The organism is Lactobacillus sp. ESL0260, assembly GCF_003692935.1.
Lineage (GTDB): Bacteria > Bacillota > Bacilli > Lactobacillales > Lactobacillaceae > Lactobacillus > Lactobacillus melliventris.
In genome coordinates this window covers 146,813-161,585 of the sequence record NZ_REHO01000004.1, presented here as the reverse complement: position 1 = coordinate 161,585, position 14,773 = coordinate 146,813, and the positions used below count along the sequence as shown (strand labels likewise).

The 14,773-nt window shown below is 34.4% G+C and carries 15 protein-coding genes; 7 read left to right on the top strand and 8 right to left on the bottom strand.

Going from position 1 to position 14,773, the window contains the following annotated elements; all coding sequences use genetic code 11:
- Nucleotide 1: 1 nt before the first annotated feature.
- From F5ESL0260_RS01725 to F5ESL0260_RS01705, 5 genes are all read right to left on the bottom strand, one after another.
- Nucleotides 2-829, bottom strand: a complete 828-nt coding sequence (locus F5ESL0260_RS01725; protein WP_110445596.1) for a PTS system mannose/fructose/sorbose family transporter subunit IID — start codon at nucleotides 827-829, stop codon at nucleotides 2-4.
- A complete protein-coding gene (locus F5ESL0260_RS01720; RefSeq protein ID WP_122025648.1) occupies nucleotides 826-1,656 on the bottom strand; it encodes a PTS sugar transporter subunit IIC in 831 nt (276 codons plus the stop codon). Before F5ESL0260_RS01720 ends, F5ESL0260_RS01725 begins: the two co-directional genes overlap by 4 nt.
- Nucleotides 1,657-1,666: 10 nt before the next feature.
- A complete protein-coding gene (locus F5ESL0260_RS01715; RefSeq protein ID WP_110445594.1) occupies nucleotides 1,667-2,164 on the bottom strand; it encodes a PTS sugar transporter subunit IIB in 498 nt (165 codons plus the stop codon).
- An 11-nt stretch (nucleotides 2,165-2,175) separates the two neighbouring features.
- Nucleotides 2,176-2,592 carry a PTS sugar transporter subunit IIA gene (locus tag F5ESL0260_RS01710; RefSeq protein ID WP_110445593.1) on the bottom strand — a complete coding sequence of 139 codons (417 nt, stop codon included), beginning with the start codon at nucleotides 2,590-2,592 and terminating at the stop codon, nucleotides 2,176-2,178.
- 129 nt (nucleotides 2,593-2,721) lie between these two features.
- Complete coding sequence (locus F5ESL0260_RS01705; RefSeq protein ID WP_122025684.1) at nucleotides 2,722-5,283, bottom strand: sigma 54-interacting transcriptional regulator; 2,562 nt, start codon at nucleotides 5,281-5,283, stop codon at nucleotides 2,722-2,724.
- A 496-nt stretch (nucleotides 5,284-5,779) separates the two neighbouring features.
- Between F5ESL0260_RS01705 and F5ESL0260_RS01700 the strand changes: the two genes are divergently transcribed.
- From F5ESL0260_RS01700 to F5ESL0260_RS01685, 4 genes are all read left to right on the top strand, one after another.
- Nucleotides 5,780-6,703 carry an ABC transporter substrate binding protein gene (locus F5ESL0260_RS01700; RefSeq protein ID WP_370448578.1) on the top strand — a complete coding sequence of 308 codons (924 nt, stop codon included), beginning with the start codon at nucleotides 5,780-5,782 and terminating at the stop codon, nucleotides 6,701-6,703.
- A 466-nt stretch (nucleotides 6,704-7,169) separates the two neighbouring features.
- Nucleotides 7,170-8,132 carry an ABC transporter substrate-binding protein gene (locus F5ESL0260_RS01695; RefSeq protein WP_370448577.1) on the top strand — a complete coding sequence of 321 codons (963 nt, stop codon included), beginning with the start codon at nucleotides 7,170-7,172 and terminating at the stop codon, nucleotides 8,130-8,132.
- A gap of 30 nt (nucleotides 8,133-8,162) precedes the next feature.
- Nucleotides 8,163-9,080: an ABC transporter permease gene (locus tag F5ESL0260_RS01690; protein ID WP_110445591.1), complete on the top strand. Its 918-nt coding sequence runs from the start codon at nucleotides 8,163-8,165 to the stop codon at nucleotides 9,078-9,080.
- Nucleotides 9,058-9,861: an ABC transporter ATP-binding protein gene (locus tag F5ESL0260_RS01685; protein WP_122025645.1), complete on the top strand. Its 804-nt coding sequence runs from the start codon at nucleotides 9,058-9,060 to the stop codon at nucleotides 9,859-9,861. Before F5ESL0260_RS01690 ends, F5ESL0260_RS01685 begins: the two co-directional genes overlap by 23 nt.
- 55 nt (nucleotides 9,862-9,916) lie before the next feature.
- Here F5ESL0260_RS01685 and F5ESL0260_RS01680 read toward each other — a convergent pair whose 3' ends face one another.
- The 3 genes from F5ESL0260_RS01680 to F5ESL0260_RS01670 all read right to left on the bottom strand — a co-directional run bounded on the left by F5ESL0260_RS01680 (nucleotide 9,917) and on the right by F5ESL0260_RS01670 (nucleotide 12,814).
- Nucleotides 9,917-10,417, bottom strand: coding sequence for a TetR/AcrR family transcriptional regulator (locus F5ESL0260_RS01680; RefSeq protein WP_122025644.1), 501 nt, complete (start codon nucleotides 10,415-10,417; stop codon nucleotides 9,917-9,919).
- A 32-nt stretch (nucleotides 10,418-10,449) separates the two neighbouring features.
- On the bottom strand, nucleotides 10,450-11,808 hold the full coding sequence (locus tag F5ESL0260_RS01675) for a DHA2 family efflux MFS transporter permease subunit (RefSeq protein ID WP_122025643.1): 1,359 nt from the start codon (nucleotides 11,806-11,808) through the stop codon (nucleotides 10,450-10,452).
- A gap of 259 nt (nucleotides 11,809-12,067) precedes the next feature.
- Nucleotides 12,068-12,814 (bottom strand): DeoR/GlpR family DNA-binding transcription regulator, encoded by a 747-nt coding sequence (locus tag F5ESL0260_RS01670; RefSeq protein ID WP_122025642.1) that lies wholly within the window; start codon nucleotides 12,812-12,814, stop codon nucleotides 12,068-12,070.
- A 155-nt stretch (nucleotides 12,815-12,969) separates the two neighbouring features.
- On the opposite strand from F5ESL0260_RS01670, the gene F5ESL0260_RS01665 reads away from it, so the two are divergent.
- From F5ESL0260_RS01665 to F5ESL0260_RS01655, 3 genes are read left to right on the top strand one after another with little or no spacing between them, the layout of a single operon-like run.
- On the top strand, nucleotides 12,970-13,833 hold the full coding sequence (locus F5ESL0260_RS01665; protein WP_122025641.1) for a class II fructose-bisphosphate aldolase: 864 nt from the start codon (nucleotides 12,970-12,972) through the stop codon (nucleotides 13,831-13,833).
- Nucleotides 13,834-13,836: 3 nt separating this feature from the next.
- A complete protein-coding gene (locus F5ESL0260_RS01660) occupies nucleotides 13,837-14,256 on the top strand; it encodes a PTS sugar transporter subunit IIA (protein WP_122025640.1) in 420 nt (139 codons plus the stop codon).
- Between the two features lie 17 nt (nucleotides 14,257-14,273).
- Nucleotides 14,274-14,771 carry a PTS sugar transporter subunit IIB gene (locus tag F5ESL0260_RS01655; protein ID WP_122025639.1) on the top strand — a complete coding sequence of 166 codons (498 nt, stop codon included), beginning with the start codon at nucleotides 14,274-14,276 and terminating at the stop codon, nucleotides 14,769-14,771.
- Nucleotides 14,772-14,773 lie beyond the last annotated feature (2 nt).

The following is a 14,773-nucleotide window of genomic DNA, read 5'->3' as shown; positions in this document are numbered from 1 at the left end:
ATTAGACTATTCCGACCAACGACGCCAAAATCGATAGCACAACAATAGCAAAAATTAGGCTGATTACACCGATTTTCTTGTCTTTTAAAAGCTTGTAACATACTAAGGTAATTACCACAGGTAACAAACCTTTAAATATTTGATCAAGGACCGATTGGACATCCATTATCGTTTTGCCACCCATTGTCCATTTGATTGTGGTCTTAAAAATCACCATTTGCACAGTCATGGCTCCAACCATCACCAGACCTAAAATGCTTGCAGCTTTAGTTAATACGTTCATTAAACCATTCTCATAGAGCTTTTTAACATAACTAGATCCTAGAGAGTAGCCCAAGAAACCACCATAATAACGAATGACGTAGTTGGGGATGTTAAACATGATCAAAAAGATAATTGGTGCTAAGAAGTTGCCACTTTGAGCAAAATTGATAGCCAAGGCGGCACAAACTGCACGCCAAACTCCCCAAAACAAAGAGTCGCCAATACCAGCTAAAGGCCCCATCAAACTGGTCTTAACAGCATTAATTGAATCAGCATTGAAATCAAGTTCTTTACTGTTTTCCTTTTCCATTGAAGCGGCAATACCCATAACAAATGTAGACATTGGTACAGTAGTACTAAAGTAAGAAGTTTCACGTTCCAAAGCTTTACGTCTGCCAGCTTCATCATTTTTATAATATTTATTAATGAAAGGCATTAGTGAATAGCAGAAACCGCCACCACCCATTAAAACGGGGTTAACCGATATGTACATGGTTGAGGACCGCCAGAACATACTGCGAATCATTTTCTTTTCATCTTTAGATAAACCTTGTGTTAATTTCATGCGAAAAAGTCCTCCTCTTCTTGACTAAATGATTTCTTCTCATCCTTTTGATTTGAATCCGATACTGAACCGGTAACTCCCTTATTCTTAGAAAGTTTTATTTCACTCATATCACGTTCTGCAATAGCAACAGCCACAATAGCTGCAATGACCGCAATAGCCATTAATGGCAATTTTAAGTAAGCCATTAATACAACCCCTAAAAAGTAATATTGTGCTAGCTTGTTGTCCCATAACAGTAGTAGTAACATTGCCATTCCGACTGCTGGTAATAAATTACCTGCAACCGTTAGGCCATTCATAATTGACTTAGGAATAGCTTGCAGAGCAAATTGCACTGCCTTTGAGCCAAAAAGAACAGCAAAAAATGGGATTAGCGAATATAAACCATAGTGTAAGAACCATAAGCCATAGTGTAGAGCCACCATTTTTTTATCTTCGCCTTTCTTAGCAAATTTAGCGAATAAAGGTGCAAAAGGCCCAATTACAAATGAAAGAATCATGTTTAAAAATTGTAAGCCTAATACTGCAAGTGGAAATGCCAACGTAATATTAGCACCCATATTTCCTGACTGAATTGTAAACACTGTAGCCAAAGCCGCAGCTAATGCGGGCTCTGCAGTGCTAGAAATACCAATATTGACAACTCCCATAAAAATAGTTTCAACTGAAGCGCCCACTAATAGTCCTGTGTGTATATCTCCTAATAAGAATCCCAGTAATGGTGCTACCACAATGGGTCTACTAAGCATGGCATTCCCAAAAAATTCATGTCCCGCAGTGCCCACAAAAACCGCAATAGCTGTCATTAAAGCATCATAAAACATTTTTTGCCTCCTATTTTTCTAGTTTCTTTAAAAGATCTTTACCCAAATGTTTTTCCATATTTGGTGTACCTTGGAAATAAGTATCAGGGTATTCTGCTACTAATCTCTTTAAGTATTCAATCTCTTCTGGTGACAGCCGTACTTCCTTTGTGAGTGTGACTTCATCACCTTTTGCATCCATCTTACCGGCATTACCAATGTTGACCTGCTCCGGTTTTTCATTAACATTGTTTGCAATAGTAAGGGCATCCTTGACAGTAGTAGTAATAACCAGTAAACGCATGTTATGAGAACGTTCATCATTAAGTAGCTTAATTGCATTGTCTACTGATGAAATGATCGTCTTAATATCTGACGGTGCCGCCATTTTGAGCATCATTTTTTGCATATCATCTGATGCTGCTTTATCATTAGCTACCACAATTCCCTGCAGTTTTAATGCCTTACTCCATGACATTGAAATCTGACCGTGAATCAATCTTTCATCTACTCTTAGTGCCGCAATCATCTTTTCTCTCCTTATTTAAAAAATTCTTCTTCTTGATTTGCCAAACTATTATTATCGTCGTCAATTTGAAATAGTTCTACTTGACTTTGTTTTATCAAATCCTGTAAATGCTTCTTGGTTAACTTTTCAGTATCTAAAAGCACAGCTAATACAACTGCAAGATTAGTTTGCGTAACGACAAATATATCTTTTTCCTTAGCAACTCTTAAGACTACTTTTTGATTTACACTGCCCCCTTTTAGATCAGTAAAAATCACAGCTGGTCGTTTAGACTTTGTGATAAAATCATCTATTTGTTTCATATAGTCTGATTTATCAACATAAGCATCGATAACTTTAATGTTCTTACTCATACCCATTAAGATTTCAATAGAGCTTTTTAAGCCACTGGCAAAATGCCCATGACTTGCAATCAATATATCTGTCATCTTGTCACTCCTTTAGTTATTTACCTTTTCACTAATAATTAGCAAATATAATGCCAAGTGCTGTTTAAAAGCATTGAAAAAGAAGTGTTTAAGTCAATAAACACTTCTTACTGGAAATTTTAAACTCTTTTAAATAAACTGTTTAAACAATTCATATAAAAGGGACATCTCGTATGTTGAAACTTTAATATTATACTTGATTTCAATAGGTTGAAATATACTTTTTGTGATTTTGTAAAAACTTTTTTCTTTTTCTGACTTTGGCTTAACCACTACTTCTGAAGTATTACGCATCATTGTCCGTTCAATCATAAGTGCAATATGCATATAGAGATTTAATTTAACTTTGCCATCTAACTTCAAATTATAAAAGTCTTCGTATTTCCTGTTGATAGTTTCTACCTCACTGAGTACTACATCAGGATTTAAAAAACTAAGTCTTTCTGAAATCCCTTCCTTTGAAAAGAATCGCAGCAATTGATTATTAAAACTTTCCATTTGTTCAGGAGTTAGATATGGAGAAAGCCACTCCTTGAGTTTGTTTTCTCCACGTGAATCTAATATGTCATATAAATTCATATGGTTGAACTTAACTTTTTCTGTAATATCAATTGTAGTCAATACAAAAAGTGTTTGTTTGAAATAGGACCATTTCTTACCAGCAATTTTTTCTTTTAAAGAATTATAACCAATTGGTATTACCTTTATTCCGACAGGTAAATATTGTCGCATGATATCACTGATTTTTTCAGCTATTCCTAATCCAGAAATACATGAAACCAAAATATTCATTGATTGGGAAAAGCCCTCATAATACTTAACATCAATGCTATAATCTTTTTCTGCTTTTTCCGCTATTTGCTTGAAAGGCAAATTTTGTTTCATTTTAAGCGCTAAGTCTAAGGCAGTTAAAGTTGTTAAATTATTAACCACCAACAAATCGCCATCCAATTGGGCACTAATTTGACTATAAAGCTGACTCAATGAACCCATATCTATCATTAAGATGAAGCCATTGGTGGTATTAAAGCTACTAATTAACTTGTTAGCTTCCTTGATAACAGCAGTTATATCAGCATCAATTGGCATATCGATTGCATCAAAAACATAGTTACCACAAAGATAGTTAGTAACTGCCTGAATACTGGTGGCCGTATTTTCACCATGAGCTACCATTAAACCACGTAACTGGATATTTTCATCCACATGGTCACTTAGCAGTAATGCAAGTATTAGTGTTATGCTTTTATGACTTTTAGAATCTAAAATAGGTAATTGTTCATAAAATTTGCTGGCAACATGAAATGAACGAGGCAAGTAATTCGTTATTACTTCCTTCAACTTTGGAATGTCACAATTTGGTTTAAAGTGACGTTCATATAATAAATAAATAATCGGTTCTAAATAATCAGTTTTATTTAAACCATATTGTTTAATAATGATATTTTTAAAAAGGTATTGGTGTTGAACATGCAAACCAGATTTCAATGATTCTTTATTAATAAATTTATTAATTGCCTGTATTCTTAACCGACAAGTATTCAAATTTTCATCCGTATAGTTGTCTTCAAGAATTTTTAGAGATTCAGTAATATTGCATAATTTTTGTTCTAAACTAATCTGAGGTATAAATGGTTCCTTTTTAGCTGGATCAACAATTATTTCACCATAATCCTTAAACTCAGGTAAGGCTTCCAATTCTAAATTCTTTAATTTAAGATTAATAGTAGTGCTATTATAACAGTCGTGATAAGCAGCAGCACATGAAACTTTAATAGTATTTTTAAGGTACCCAATGTTCCCAGTATGGTTTAATTGTAAAAGCGTTGAAACCACACCTTTATCTACAATAATTTTTTTATTAATCTTATGTGCTTCATTCACAAATAATGTATTAATCAGTTCCAATCGTTCATCAATAGGACGAGCAACATAATCTGGTAAATTAATTCTGACAGGAATCCGTCGTAAAAAAGTGGTTAAAAGAACATTTTCAGGTGTTTCAGTTGTTGCCATAATTAGTCTGACTTTTGACTTTTGAGGGTGTACATTATCACCCATCTTGTAAAATCGACCAGAATCAATAAAACTAAAAAGTTTTTCTTGGTTTTCACTACTAAGCCGATGTACTTCATCTAAAAATAAATAACCGCCATTTGCTTCTTTTAGCAAGCCATCTTTGGCAGTATCGGCCCCAGTAAATGCTCCTTGAACATAGCCAAAAAGCATGCTAGAAATAAGTTCAGGGTTGTTCGCATAATTAGCACAATTTAAAACTATATAAGGTGCTTTAGTAGAAATAACACCAATTTTTTTTGAATAAGAAAATAATTTGTGGGCTAAAAAACTCTTTCCCACTCCGGAATTACCCGTGATTAGAACATTCAATCCATTAGGTGGATAGGCCGCGGCGGCACTTAACTGCTCAACTGCTTTTCTCAGAGATCCGTTACTGCCTATCACATCCTCAAAAGATACATGTTTATTTGGACTTTTAATTGCAACTTTAGTCCACTTGACAGGTCGTTCAGCAATTTTTTGAATTTTATTATCTTTAACTAATTGGTTAAGATAATGACTGACTACTGATCTGGACAAACTTAACTTTTGAGCTAGATCCCTCGTATCAATTGCCATACCATCCGGTAACAATTGAACTTCTTTTAATACTCGCTCTTTTGCTTTACTCATTTCCTTTATTACCCCTACTTTCATTATCTGTATTATAACCGTTAATCAAAGCGCTTCCTATTTATCATTACCATTACATAAATTAGATTTTTAAAAAATTATTTTTAGTCATAAAGTTTTTATTACTAACAATAAAATTTAATTACACCTTGACTTTAATTTTTTATTTTTTTATAATATTGTTATTAAAGTTGGAGGTAATTCTAATGGTTACATTTAGTAAGCAACTAAATAATCGTTATTATCTTAGCTACTATAGATAAGAGTTTGAGTTCATCTAGGTGAATTCAAACGAAACTAAGTTTGAATTTATCTATGATGGCTAGGACTCTTTTAGTACGGTTAGCCACATAGCTTTCTAAGTGGCTAACCACAATCCAATTATTTGTTGGCAATTTAATTTCTGTGTACCCGCTTAGAAGTAAGTGGGTATTTTTTATGGAGGCACAAAATGCATTTTAGAAAACTAATTACAGGAATTACAATTGTTGGTTTAATGGCTTTAGGGGGCTGCAGCAGCAAAAAAGCCAGTAAAAGTCCAGATGTGAAACACGTTGGCGTTTTGCAAGTAGTGCAGCATCCTTCTCTAGATAAAGCGTACAAGGGCTTTAAAAAGGGCTTGAAGGAAAGTGGCTTTGTAGAGGGTAAAAATCTTAAGATTGATTACCAGAACGCTCAAAATAATCAAGATAATTTGAAAAGTATGAGTGAAAAACTGGTCAACGAAAAGTCAGATTTGATTTTAGGGATTGCTACGCCGGCAGCGCAAAGTGTGGCGAATGCAACGCAGAAAATCCCAACCGTTGTCACCGCTGTAACTGATTTAAAAGCCGCTAAATTAGTTAATTCAGATGAGAAACCGGGTAGAAATATCACGGGTACAACAGACATGGTCTCAATTAAACGTCAGATCAAGTTGCTGTTGTCAATTGTGCCCAAGGCTAAAACTATCGGTATCATGTACAACGCTGGTGAATCAAACTCCAAAATTCAGGCTGACTTAGCAACAGCTGCACTGAAAAAAGCAGGAGTGAAAGTTTTGATCAAAACTGCAAATACGACTAACGATGTCCAACAAGTAACAGAGACTCTGGCTTCAAAAGTTGACGGTATTTTCGTTCCTACAGATAATACCTTTGATTCAGCAGCTTCAGTAGTTGGCAAAGTAGTTAAAGAAAAGAAGGTTCCTCTGGTAGCAAGTTCAGTTGATCAAGTCAAAACTGGCGGCTTAGCCTCAATCGGAATTGATTACGAATTATTGGGAGAACAAACAGGGAAAATGGCTGCGAAAATTTTATCTGGCAAAGCTAAACCTGCAAACATGCCGGTTGAAAAAGCACACGATATGAAATTAGTGGTGAACAAAAGTATGGCCAAAGCACTGGGAATTGATCCTAAATCAATTAAAGCTCCAAAATAAACGGGAAACAGACTGCCACAAGGGCAGTTTTTTTATGTAAAACAAAAAACTAGCTTAAACATTTTGGCAAAATAAATTTGAAAATTTCCCTTAGGTTGCACATCAATTGCAACCAAATTTTATTATTCCTTGACTTTTTCTTCTTTATTTTTTATAATCTTCTCATTAAGGTTGGAGGTTGATCTTAAATGAAATATTATATTAAACACATCTCACAACTGAATAATCGTTACTACTTTAGCTATTTTAGATAGGGTTTGGGTTCATCTAGATGAATTCAAACCAGATTCAAGTTTTGAATTTATCTATGATGGCTAGAGTCCTTTAGTTGCGGTTAGCCACATAGCTTTCTAAGTGGTTAATCACAAATAATTATTAATGAAAATGATAACTTGTACACCCACTTAGAAATAAGTGGGTGTTTTTACGTTATGAAGATTAGATTTACGGAGGAAGAAAAATGCGAATTAAGAAATTAGTTATGGGAATGGCCTTAACCGGTTTGTTGCTATTAAGTGGTTGTAATAACAAAAAGACAGGCAGTACAGCAACTGTCAAACATGTGGGTATACTGCAGGTAGTACAACATCCCTCTTTAGATGAAGCCAACAAGGGCTTTAAAGAAGGACTGAAAGAAAAAGGCTACGTTGAAGGCAAAAATTTAAAGATTGATTACCAAAATGCGCAAAATAGTCAAGACAATTTGAAGAGCATGAGTGAAAAACTAGTCAACGAAAAATCAGATTTAATTTTAGGTATTGCCACCCCAGCAGCACAAAGCGTAGCAAATGCTACCGAGGATATCCCGATTGTAGTGACTGCTGTGACTGATCTAAAAGCTGCCAAACTAGTAAATTCAGACACTAAACCTGGCAGAAATGTCACAGGAACCACTGATATGGTTTCAATTGATAAACAAATCAAATTACTTTTATCAATTGTGCCTAAGGCTAAAACAATTGGCATTATGTACAATGCGGGCGAAGCCAATTCCAAAATTCAAGCTGATCTAGCTGTCAAGGCACTTAAAAAAGCCGGAGTCAAAGTTTTAATTAAGACGGCCAACACAACAAATGATGTTCAACAAGTCACTGAAACTTTAGCAGGAAAAGTACAAGGAATTTACGTACCAACAGACAATACTTTTGCCTCTGCTTCTTCAATTATTGGTAAGGTTGTTAAGGAAAAGAAGATTCCACTGGTAGCCGGTTCAACGGATCAAGTTAAAACTGGCGGCTTGGCTTCTATTGGAATAGATTATGAGGCACTTGGTAAACAAACCGGTAAAATGGCTGCCAAAATTTTAGACGGTAAAGCTAAGCCTAAAGATATGCCAGTTGAAAGGGCAACTGATTTGAAATTAGTAGTTAACAAGAAAATGGCAAAGGCACTTGGAATTGATCCTGCTTCAATTAAAGCACCTAAGTAAATTAAAGAAAGGCAGCGTGAAATAAAAGTTATGTTAAATACATTTTGGGAATTATTACTTTCGTCTACTTCTCAAGGACTACTTTGGTCATTAATGGCAATCGGTGTTTATTTAACTTTTCGAATATTAGATCTAGCCGACATGACGGCTGAAGGCAGTTTTCCCTTAGGGGGAGCTGTTGCGACGATGTGCATTATTAAAGGTATTAATCCGATATTGGCAACAATTGCCGCATTTATTGGCGGGTTGATTGCGGGACTAGTTACTGGTATTTTGAACACCAAATTGCGTATTCCTTCTTTATTAGCAGGAATTATTACAATGACTGGATTATACTCCATTACTTCCAGAGTAATGCAAAACGCTGCCAACGTTTCATTGCTAGGCAAAAAGACGGTCTTTACAATTGCGCAAAATTGGGGCTTAAGTCGTAACAATGCTGTAATTGCAATGGGACTGATAGTTGCACTTTTAGTTATTATGCTACTTGTCGTTTTCTTTAAAACTGAAATTGGTTTAGCTATGAGAGCTACTGGTGACAATCCGCAGATGAGTGCTGCCAACGGCATTAAAACTCAAGGAATGAAAATTTTAGGTTATATGATTTCTAATGGCTGTATTGCCTTGTCAGGTGGACTGTTAGCACAAAATAATGGCTTTGCCGACCTTAACTCTGGTGTGGGTACTCTTGTTATCGGGCTAGCTTCAATTATTATCGCAGAAGTACTCATTCGCAATCTGTCAATTGGTGGTCGTTTACTTACTTTAGTCGTAGGTGCCATCATTTATAGACTGATTTTAGCTTTGGTATTCCAGATGAATGTAGAACCGTCTGATGCAAAATTAGCTTCAGCTTTAGTTTTAGTTGTGTGCTTAACTTTGCCAAATTTCCATTTACCACGCAATCTTAAAGGAGGAAAGCAAAATGCCAGAAGTACTAAAGATTAAAAATTTACATCAAACTTTTGAACAAGGAACTGTTAATGAAAACCGTGTTTTACGCGGAATTGACCTTAGTTTAGAAGCCGGAGATTTCGTGACTATCATTGGTAGTAATGGTGCTGGTAAGTCTACTCTACTCAATAGTATTGCCGGAACGTTACCTATTCAAGAAGGACAAATTATTCTAAAAGGTACCGATATTACAAAACTGCCTGTTACTAAAAGAGCAAAAAATATTAGTCGCGTTTTTCAAGATCCTAAAATGGGAACAGCAGTCAGATTAACCGTCGAAGAAAATTTGGCTTTAGCTATGAAGCGCGGACAGCGCCGGGGCTTTCGTCCTGGTGTTAAAAGCCAGGATCGGAAATTTTTCAAAAAGCAGCTTGCTCAACTTAATTTGAATTTAGAAAACCGTTTGGAAACTGAAATTGGTTTACTTTCAGGTGGTCAAAGACAAGCTATTACCCTTTTGATGGCAACGCTGCAACGGCCAGACTTGATTCTACTGGATGAACATACTGCGGCTCTTGATCCACAAACTTCAATAACAGTCATGCAATTAACTGAAAAGTTGATATCTGAACAGCATTTGACAGCATTTATGGTCACTCATAATATGGAAGATGCTATTCGCTACGGCAATCGTTTGATCATGTTGCATCAAGGTCGTGTAGCAATTGATCTGGCTGGTGAAGATAAACAAAATCTAACTGTGCCTAAGTTAATGGAACTATTCCAAAAACATGTAGGTACAGGTCTTGAAGATGATGCGATTTTGTTGGCATAAAAACAGAAAAACAATCTGCAATTCAGATTGTTTTTTTATTTTTCTTAGGTAGATCTTAATATTTATTACTATTATTCTGCAAACAATTTTGATGTGCATCAATTACTTTAACAACGTTATCTATTGGTTCTGAACAATTATTTTTTAGCCATTCAGTAATTATAGCCACTATACCATTGCGAAAAAATACTTCATCATAATGATTTTTTTCTTCATGACTATCTATAAACTTTTCAGCAACACCATCTTGTAAATTTAGTTTAAAAAATAAACGATATAAATCTTGGTTGTCTTTAACATGTTGTAATAATTTTGAAAAACATGGTTTTTTAGAATTATTTTGCGTTAGTGCGTATTCATCAACAAGATATTTTCTTAATTTGTCTGCCATATCATAAATATCTGTGTAATTATCATAAAAAGTTGACCTGTTAATTTGTGCCTTTTGACAAATTTCAGTGACTTTTAAATTTTCTAAATTACTATTCTTTAAAAGTTCAACGACGGCATTTTGAATTTTTTTACGTGATACGGTGCGATTTCTTTTTTTATTCATAGAAATGATTGTGGCATATAAAAATCTCTTTGTTAAAGCTTTTTAACTTTATATACGCTAATCAATAATTGAACTAAAGCCAAAAATGTCATTATACCGAATGTGAATTGAATTCCTATATAATTTGCCACTACTTTAGCATCAATAAAGTGAGTTGCGCTAGTCATGGCTGCCATAAATAAAGAAGTTCCCATAGCACCGCTTAATGTTCTTAAGCAAGTTAGAAGAGCTGTACCATTTGCTGCTTCATTTTTGGGCAAACTTTGCATTCCCCAAGTTACAATTGGCATCATCAAACAGCCAACCCCTAATAAACGGAGAAGATAAAAAACTCCTAACAAAATTATTTCTTTTGGAGAATTGATAAATGTTACTCCCAAGCAACTAATTACTAATAACAAGCTTCCTGTAATTGCCAATTTAGTTATTCCAAATCTGTCATAAAATATCCCTGTAAAAGGATTAATTATAGCCATAGCTAACGATCCGGGCAACATTATAAATGCTGAAATAAGGGCTGATTTTTTCATTACAGTTTGAATTAAAATAGGATAAATAGTTGAACTACCCATCATTATTGCATAAAGAAGCATACTGATTAATACAGCCAAACGAAAATTTGAATTCTTAAAAATTCTTAGATTTAGTAATGGTTCATCATCTTGTAACTGTCTTTTACAAAAAATAATTATTAATACTGTTCCAATAACCAGCAAGATTAAGCTTGTAAATAATCTAGTAGTAATATTGCTTAGTCCTATCAACATACTGCTCAAGCCACCAGTACTTAATAATACAGAAAAGTAATCTAGATGATTTTTTGCAACAGGTGAAACATTTTCAACGCTAAAGATTGCTAAAATTATAATAAAAAATGATATAGCAGCTGAAATAAAGAAAACACTACGCCAACCCCATATTTCAATAAGTAAGCCTGTTAAAGTTGGTGCTATCACAGGTGCTGCTCCTGATGCCAATCCCAATATCCCCATGACTGTTCCCTGCTTGTTAACCGGATAAAGAATCATAATTACTACTTGAGTTAATGGTAAAATAATGCCGCTACCAAAGGCTTGAAATATACGACCTATTAGTATAATTAGAAAATTGCTTCCCCCACAACAAAGCAATGTACCGAATGTAAATAATAGCATTGACGATAAAAATATTTGCCTAGTAGTAAAACGTTTAATCAAATATGCTGATATTGGAATCATAACTGCCATAGCTAAACTAAAAGCACTGGTTAACCACTGGGCAGTTAGTGCGGTCAAGGATAACTCATGCATAATTTGTGGCAAGGCCGATGTTAAAGAAGTTTGAAGAAACGATGTGACAATTGTTCCAGTCAAAAGAGTTCCAAAAATCAAATTAGCTTTTTTTCCAGTCATGAATTTCTCTTCTTTCAATTTAAGTTGTTTTAATTATATTGATGTAGAAAAGATAAACAACCAACAATTTATATTGAAATGTTGGGAAAATATAAATAGTAAATCAATTAAAAATTGAAATGGGTATCCTATTATCCATTTAAGAAAAATCTGACAGTCCATTGTAAAAACAAAACAGCCTGCTAATGATTAAAAATCACCAGCAGGCTTTTTTGTGTTAGTATCTTCTGAACCAAGTATTACAAATTGATATTTTAGATTAGTAAACTACTTCAACATTATTCTTTTCAAATAACTTACTATACTTTTTAGCAGGCTTTTTATCTGTTACAACTGCAGAAATCTGACTTAATTTACAATCTCTATAAGGAAAAATCAGACCCATTTTATTACTATCAATCAATAAAACTAATTTTTTGCTGCATTCAATTAAAGTATGCTTTAGGCTAGACTCGGATTCAACCTTATCAGTAACACCGTACTCCAGACTAAATCCTCTACATGACATAAAAGAAATGTCAAAAACATAATCACGTAAATTTCTGGCAGTAATCATACTACTAGAATATGTATCAATCATACTCCCCCCAATTACATTAATTTTATTTTGTGTATGTAGATTTAAATAGATTGCCGTTTCTAAATTAGTAGTTGAAATGTTTAAGTCGTTAAAAGCAGCAAGATTTTTAGCTAATATATTGGCCGTACTACTGCTATCTAAAAAAATATTTTGCCGGTTTTCAACATAACCGGAAGCCAAGGCAGCAATATATTTTTTCTCAGTTAAATTAATATGTTGCTTAATAGTTGTTGGCGTTTCAATCTCATTTGGTTTTAAAACCAGTGCCCCACCATGAATTCGTTGCACAAGACCGTTATTTTCAAGTTCTTTCAAATCTCGTCTAATAGTACTGGCACTATAATGCATTACTTTTGCCAAGTCACTAATTGTTAAAAAATTTCTGTCTTTTAAGGTAGTTAATAATAGTTTCTGTCTATCTTTCATCTTTAACCTCCACAATAAAATGATTAAAAAGTGTCAAAACTTGAAAAATAATCACCAAATTTTGACGTTTTTTCAATAAAGCTACCATCTATTGAAAAAGCAAACAATTACTTTAATATTATTTTTGTAAGCGAATACAAAATGGAGGTTAAAAAATGACATTAGTAACTTTAAATGATATTTTACCAAAAGCAAAAAAAGAGGGGTATGCAATAGGCGCTTTTAATTACGCAGATATGAACACTGCGCGCGGAATAATTGCAGCCGCCGAAGAAGAAAAGGCTCCTGTTGTCCTGCAAATAGCTGAATCACATTTTCCTTATTTGCCACTAAGAGAAGGTGGTAAATTGGCATTGGATTTAGCAGAAAATGCCAGCGTTCCAGTTGTAGTTCACCTTGACCATGGTACAGACATGGAAACTTGCATTAAGGCACTGAGAATGGGATTCAGTTCTGTGATGCTCGACTTTTCCCAAAAGCCTCTTGTAGAAAACATTAGTAAGACAAAAGAAATTGTTGATTTTGCTCACGCATTAGGAGCAAGTGTAGAAGGTGAAGTTGGCGTAATGACCAGAGATGCTGGCAACGGTAAGCCTGACTACAATAACTTAACGGACAACTACACTACTGTAAGTGAAGCTAAACAATTTTATGAAGAGACCGGAATTGATGCAATGGCAATTTCATATGGCACGGTTCACGGAATATACAGGGAAAAACCTGTATTAAACTTTAATAGACTGCATGAAATTGCTGAAGCAGTGCCAGTCCCACTAGTTGTTCACGGGGGTTCTGGATTAACAGATATAGAATACAAAAACTCAATTAAAAATGGCATAAGCAAAATTAACTATTATTCAGTTATGTCATTTAATGTCACTAACGGTTTAAGAGAATACCTTGATAGCAAAAAAGAGCAGCAGGTTTTCTTATATGATGCTGATCTAAAAATTATGGAGTTGGTAAAAGATGACATCAAAAATAAAATTGAAGTTTTTGGCTCAGCCAACAAGGCATAAATAATGAATAGTTTCCTAATTATAACTCATAGTACTCTGGCTGAAGGTTTTTATAATAGCACCAAATTTCTTAGTGGCTTAACTACTAATGTTAAATTCATTGATGCATATGTTGATGAGAGCGATTGGACTAAGGAAGCAGAAAAAATTATCTCAAAACAAGATGGGGACAAGCAGTTGATTGTGCTAACTGACATTTATGGTGGAAGCGTTAATCAAAAAATGACTTTAATGCTGGCAAAATATCACTTTATCTTGATTACAGGAGTCAATCTGCCTTTAGTTCTATCACTAGTACTAGAAACGCAACCTTTAACTAAGGAAAAATGCAAGAATCTGGTTGAAGAAGCCAGAAAGCAATTGCAAATTATTGAGCCAATCAAATCAGACAGTAATGAAACTGATAGTGACTTTTTAAGTTGATAAGGAAGTAATAAATTATGATTAAAGAATTGCGAGTTGATGATCGCTTAATTCATGGTCAAGTAGCATTAACCTGGCCCGGACATTTAGGAACTTCCCACATAGTTGTAGCTAACGATGCGGCAAGTAAAAATGAAATGCAACAGAGTGCATTAAAAATGTCTGTTCAAGGTACAGCTAAAGTTCTGGTAAGAGACGTAGATGGAGCAATAAAGCTTTTTCAAAATCCTAAAGCCCAAAGTATTCCAATGTTTGTTGTTGTCAACCAGGTAAAAGACGCGGAAAGAATCTATTCGGGATTAAATGGTCAACAAATCGAAAGGATTAATATTGCAAATGTTGGCCGCTTTGATGGTGTGGACAAAAATCTCAAAACAGAAATAAATGGTTCGATTTTATTAACCACAGCCGATAAAGACGCAGCTAACAAGCTGTTAAATTCTGGAGCTAACGTTGTACACCAAGTTATACCTACAGATAAGACAGAAAAGTTCTCTAATTTATTAAAGGAGTAATG

Bases quoted from the DNA above. Each gene is read 5' to 3' on its own strand.
- F5ESL0260_RS01725 (WP_110445596.1), bottom strand. From the start codon at position 829: ATGAAATTAACACAAGGTTTATCTAAAGATGAAAAGAAAATGATTCGC.
- F5ESL0260_RS01720 (WP_122025648.1), bottom strand. From the start codon at position 1,656: ATGTTTTATGATGCTTTAATGACAGCTATTGCGGTTTTTGTGGGCACT.
- F5ESL0260_RS01715 (WP_110445594.1), bottom strand. From the start codon at position 2,164: ATGATTGCGGCACTAAGAGTAGATGAAAGATTGATTCACGGTCAGATT.
- F5ESL0260_RS01710 (WP_110445593.1), bottom strand. From the start codon at position 2,592: ATGACAGATATATTGATTGCAAGTCATGGGCATTTTGCCAGTGGCTTA.
- F5ESL0260_RS01705 (WP_122025684.1), bottom strand. From the start codon at position 5,283: ATGAGTAAAGCAAAAGAGCGAGTATTAAAAGAAGTTCAATTGTTACCG.
- F5ESL0260_RS01700 (WP_370448578.1), top strand. From the start codon at position 5,780: ATGGCTTTAGGGGGCTGCAGCAGCAAAAAAGCCAGTAAAAGTCCAGAT.
- F5ESL0260_RS01690 (WP_110445591.1), top strand. From the start codon at position 8,163: ATGTTAAATACATTTTGGGAATTATTACTTTCGTCTACTTCTCAAGGA.
- F5ESL0260_RS01685 (WP_122025645.1), top strand. From the start codon at position 9,058: ATGCCAGAAGTACTAAAGATTAAAAATTTACATCAAACTTTTGAACAA.
- F5ESL0260_RS01680 (WP_122025644.1), bottom strand. From the start codon at position 10,417: ATGAATAAAAAAAGAAATCGCACCGTATCACGTAAAAAAATTCAAAAT.
- F5ESL0260_RS01675 (WP_122025643.1), bottom strand. From the start codon at position 11,808: ATGACTGGAAAAAAAGCTAATTTGATTTTTGGAACTCTTTTGACTGGA.
- F5ESL0260_RS01670 (WP_122025642.1), bottom strand. From the start codon at position 12,814: ATGAAAGATAGACAGAAACTATTATTAACTACCTTAAAAGACAGAAAT.
- F5ESL0260_RS01665 (WP_122025641.1), top strand. From the start codon at position 12,970: ATGACATTAGTAACTTTAAATGATATTTTACCAAAAGCAAAAAAAGAG.
- F5ESL0260_RS01660 (WP_122025640.1), top strand. From the start codon at position 13,837: ATGAATAGTTTCCTAATTATAACTCATAGTACTCTGGCTGAAGGTTTT.
- F5ESL0260_RS01655 (WP_122025639.1), top strand. From the start codon at position 14,274: ATGATTAAAGAATTGCGAGTTGATGATCGCTTAATTCATGGTCAAGTA.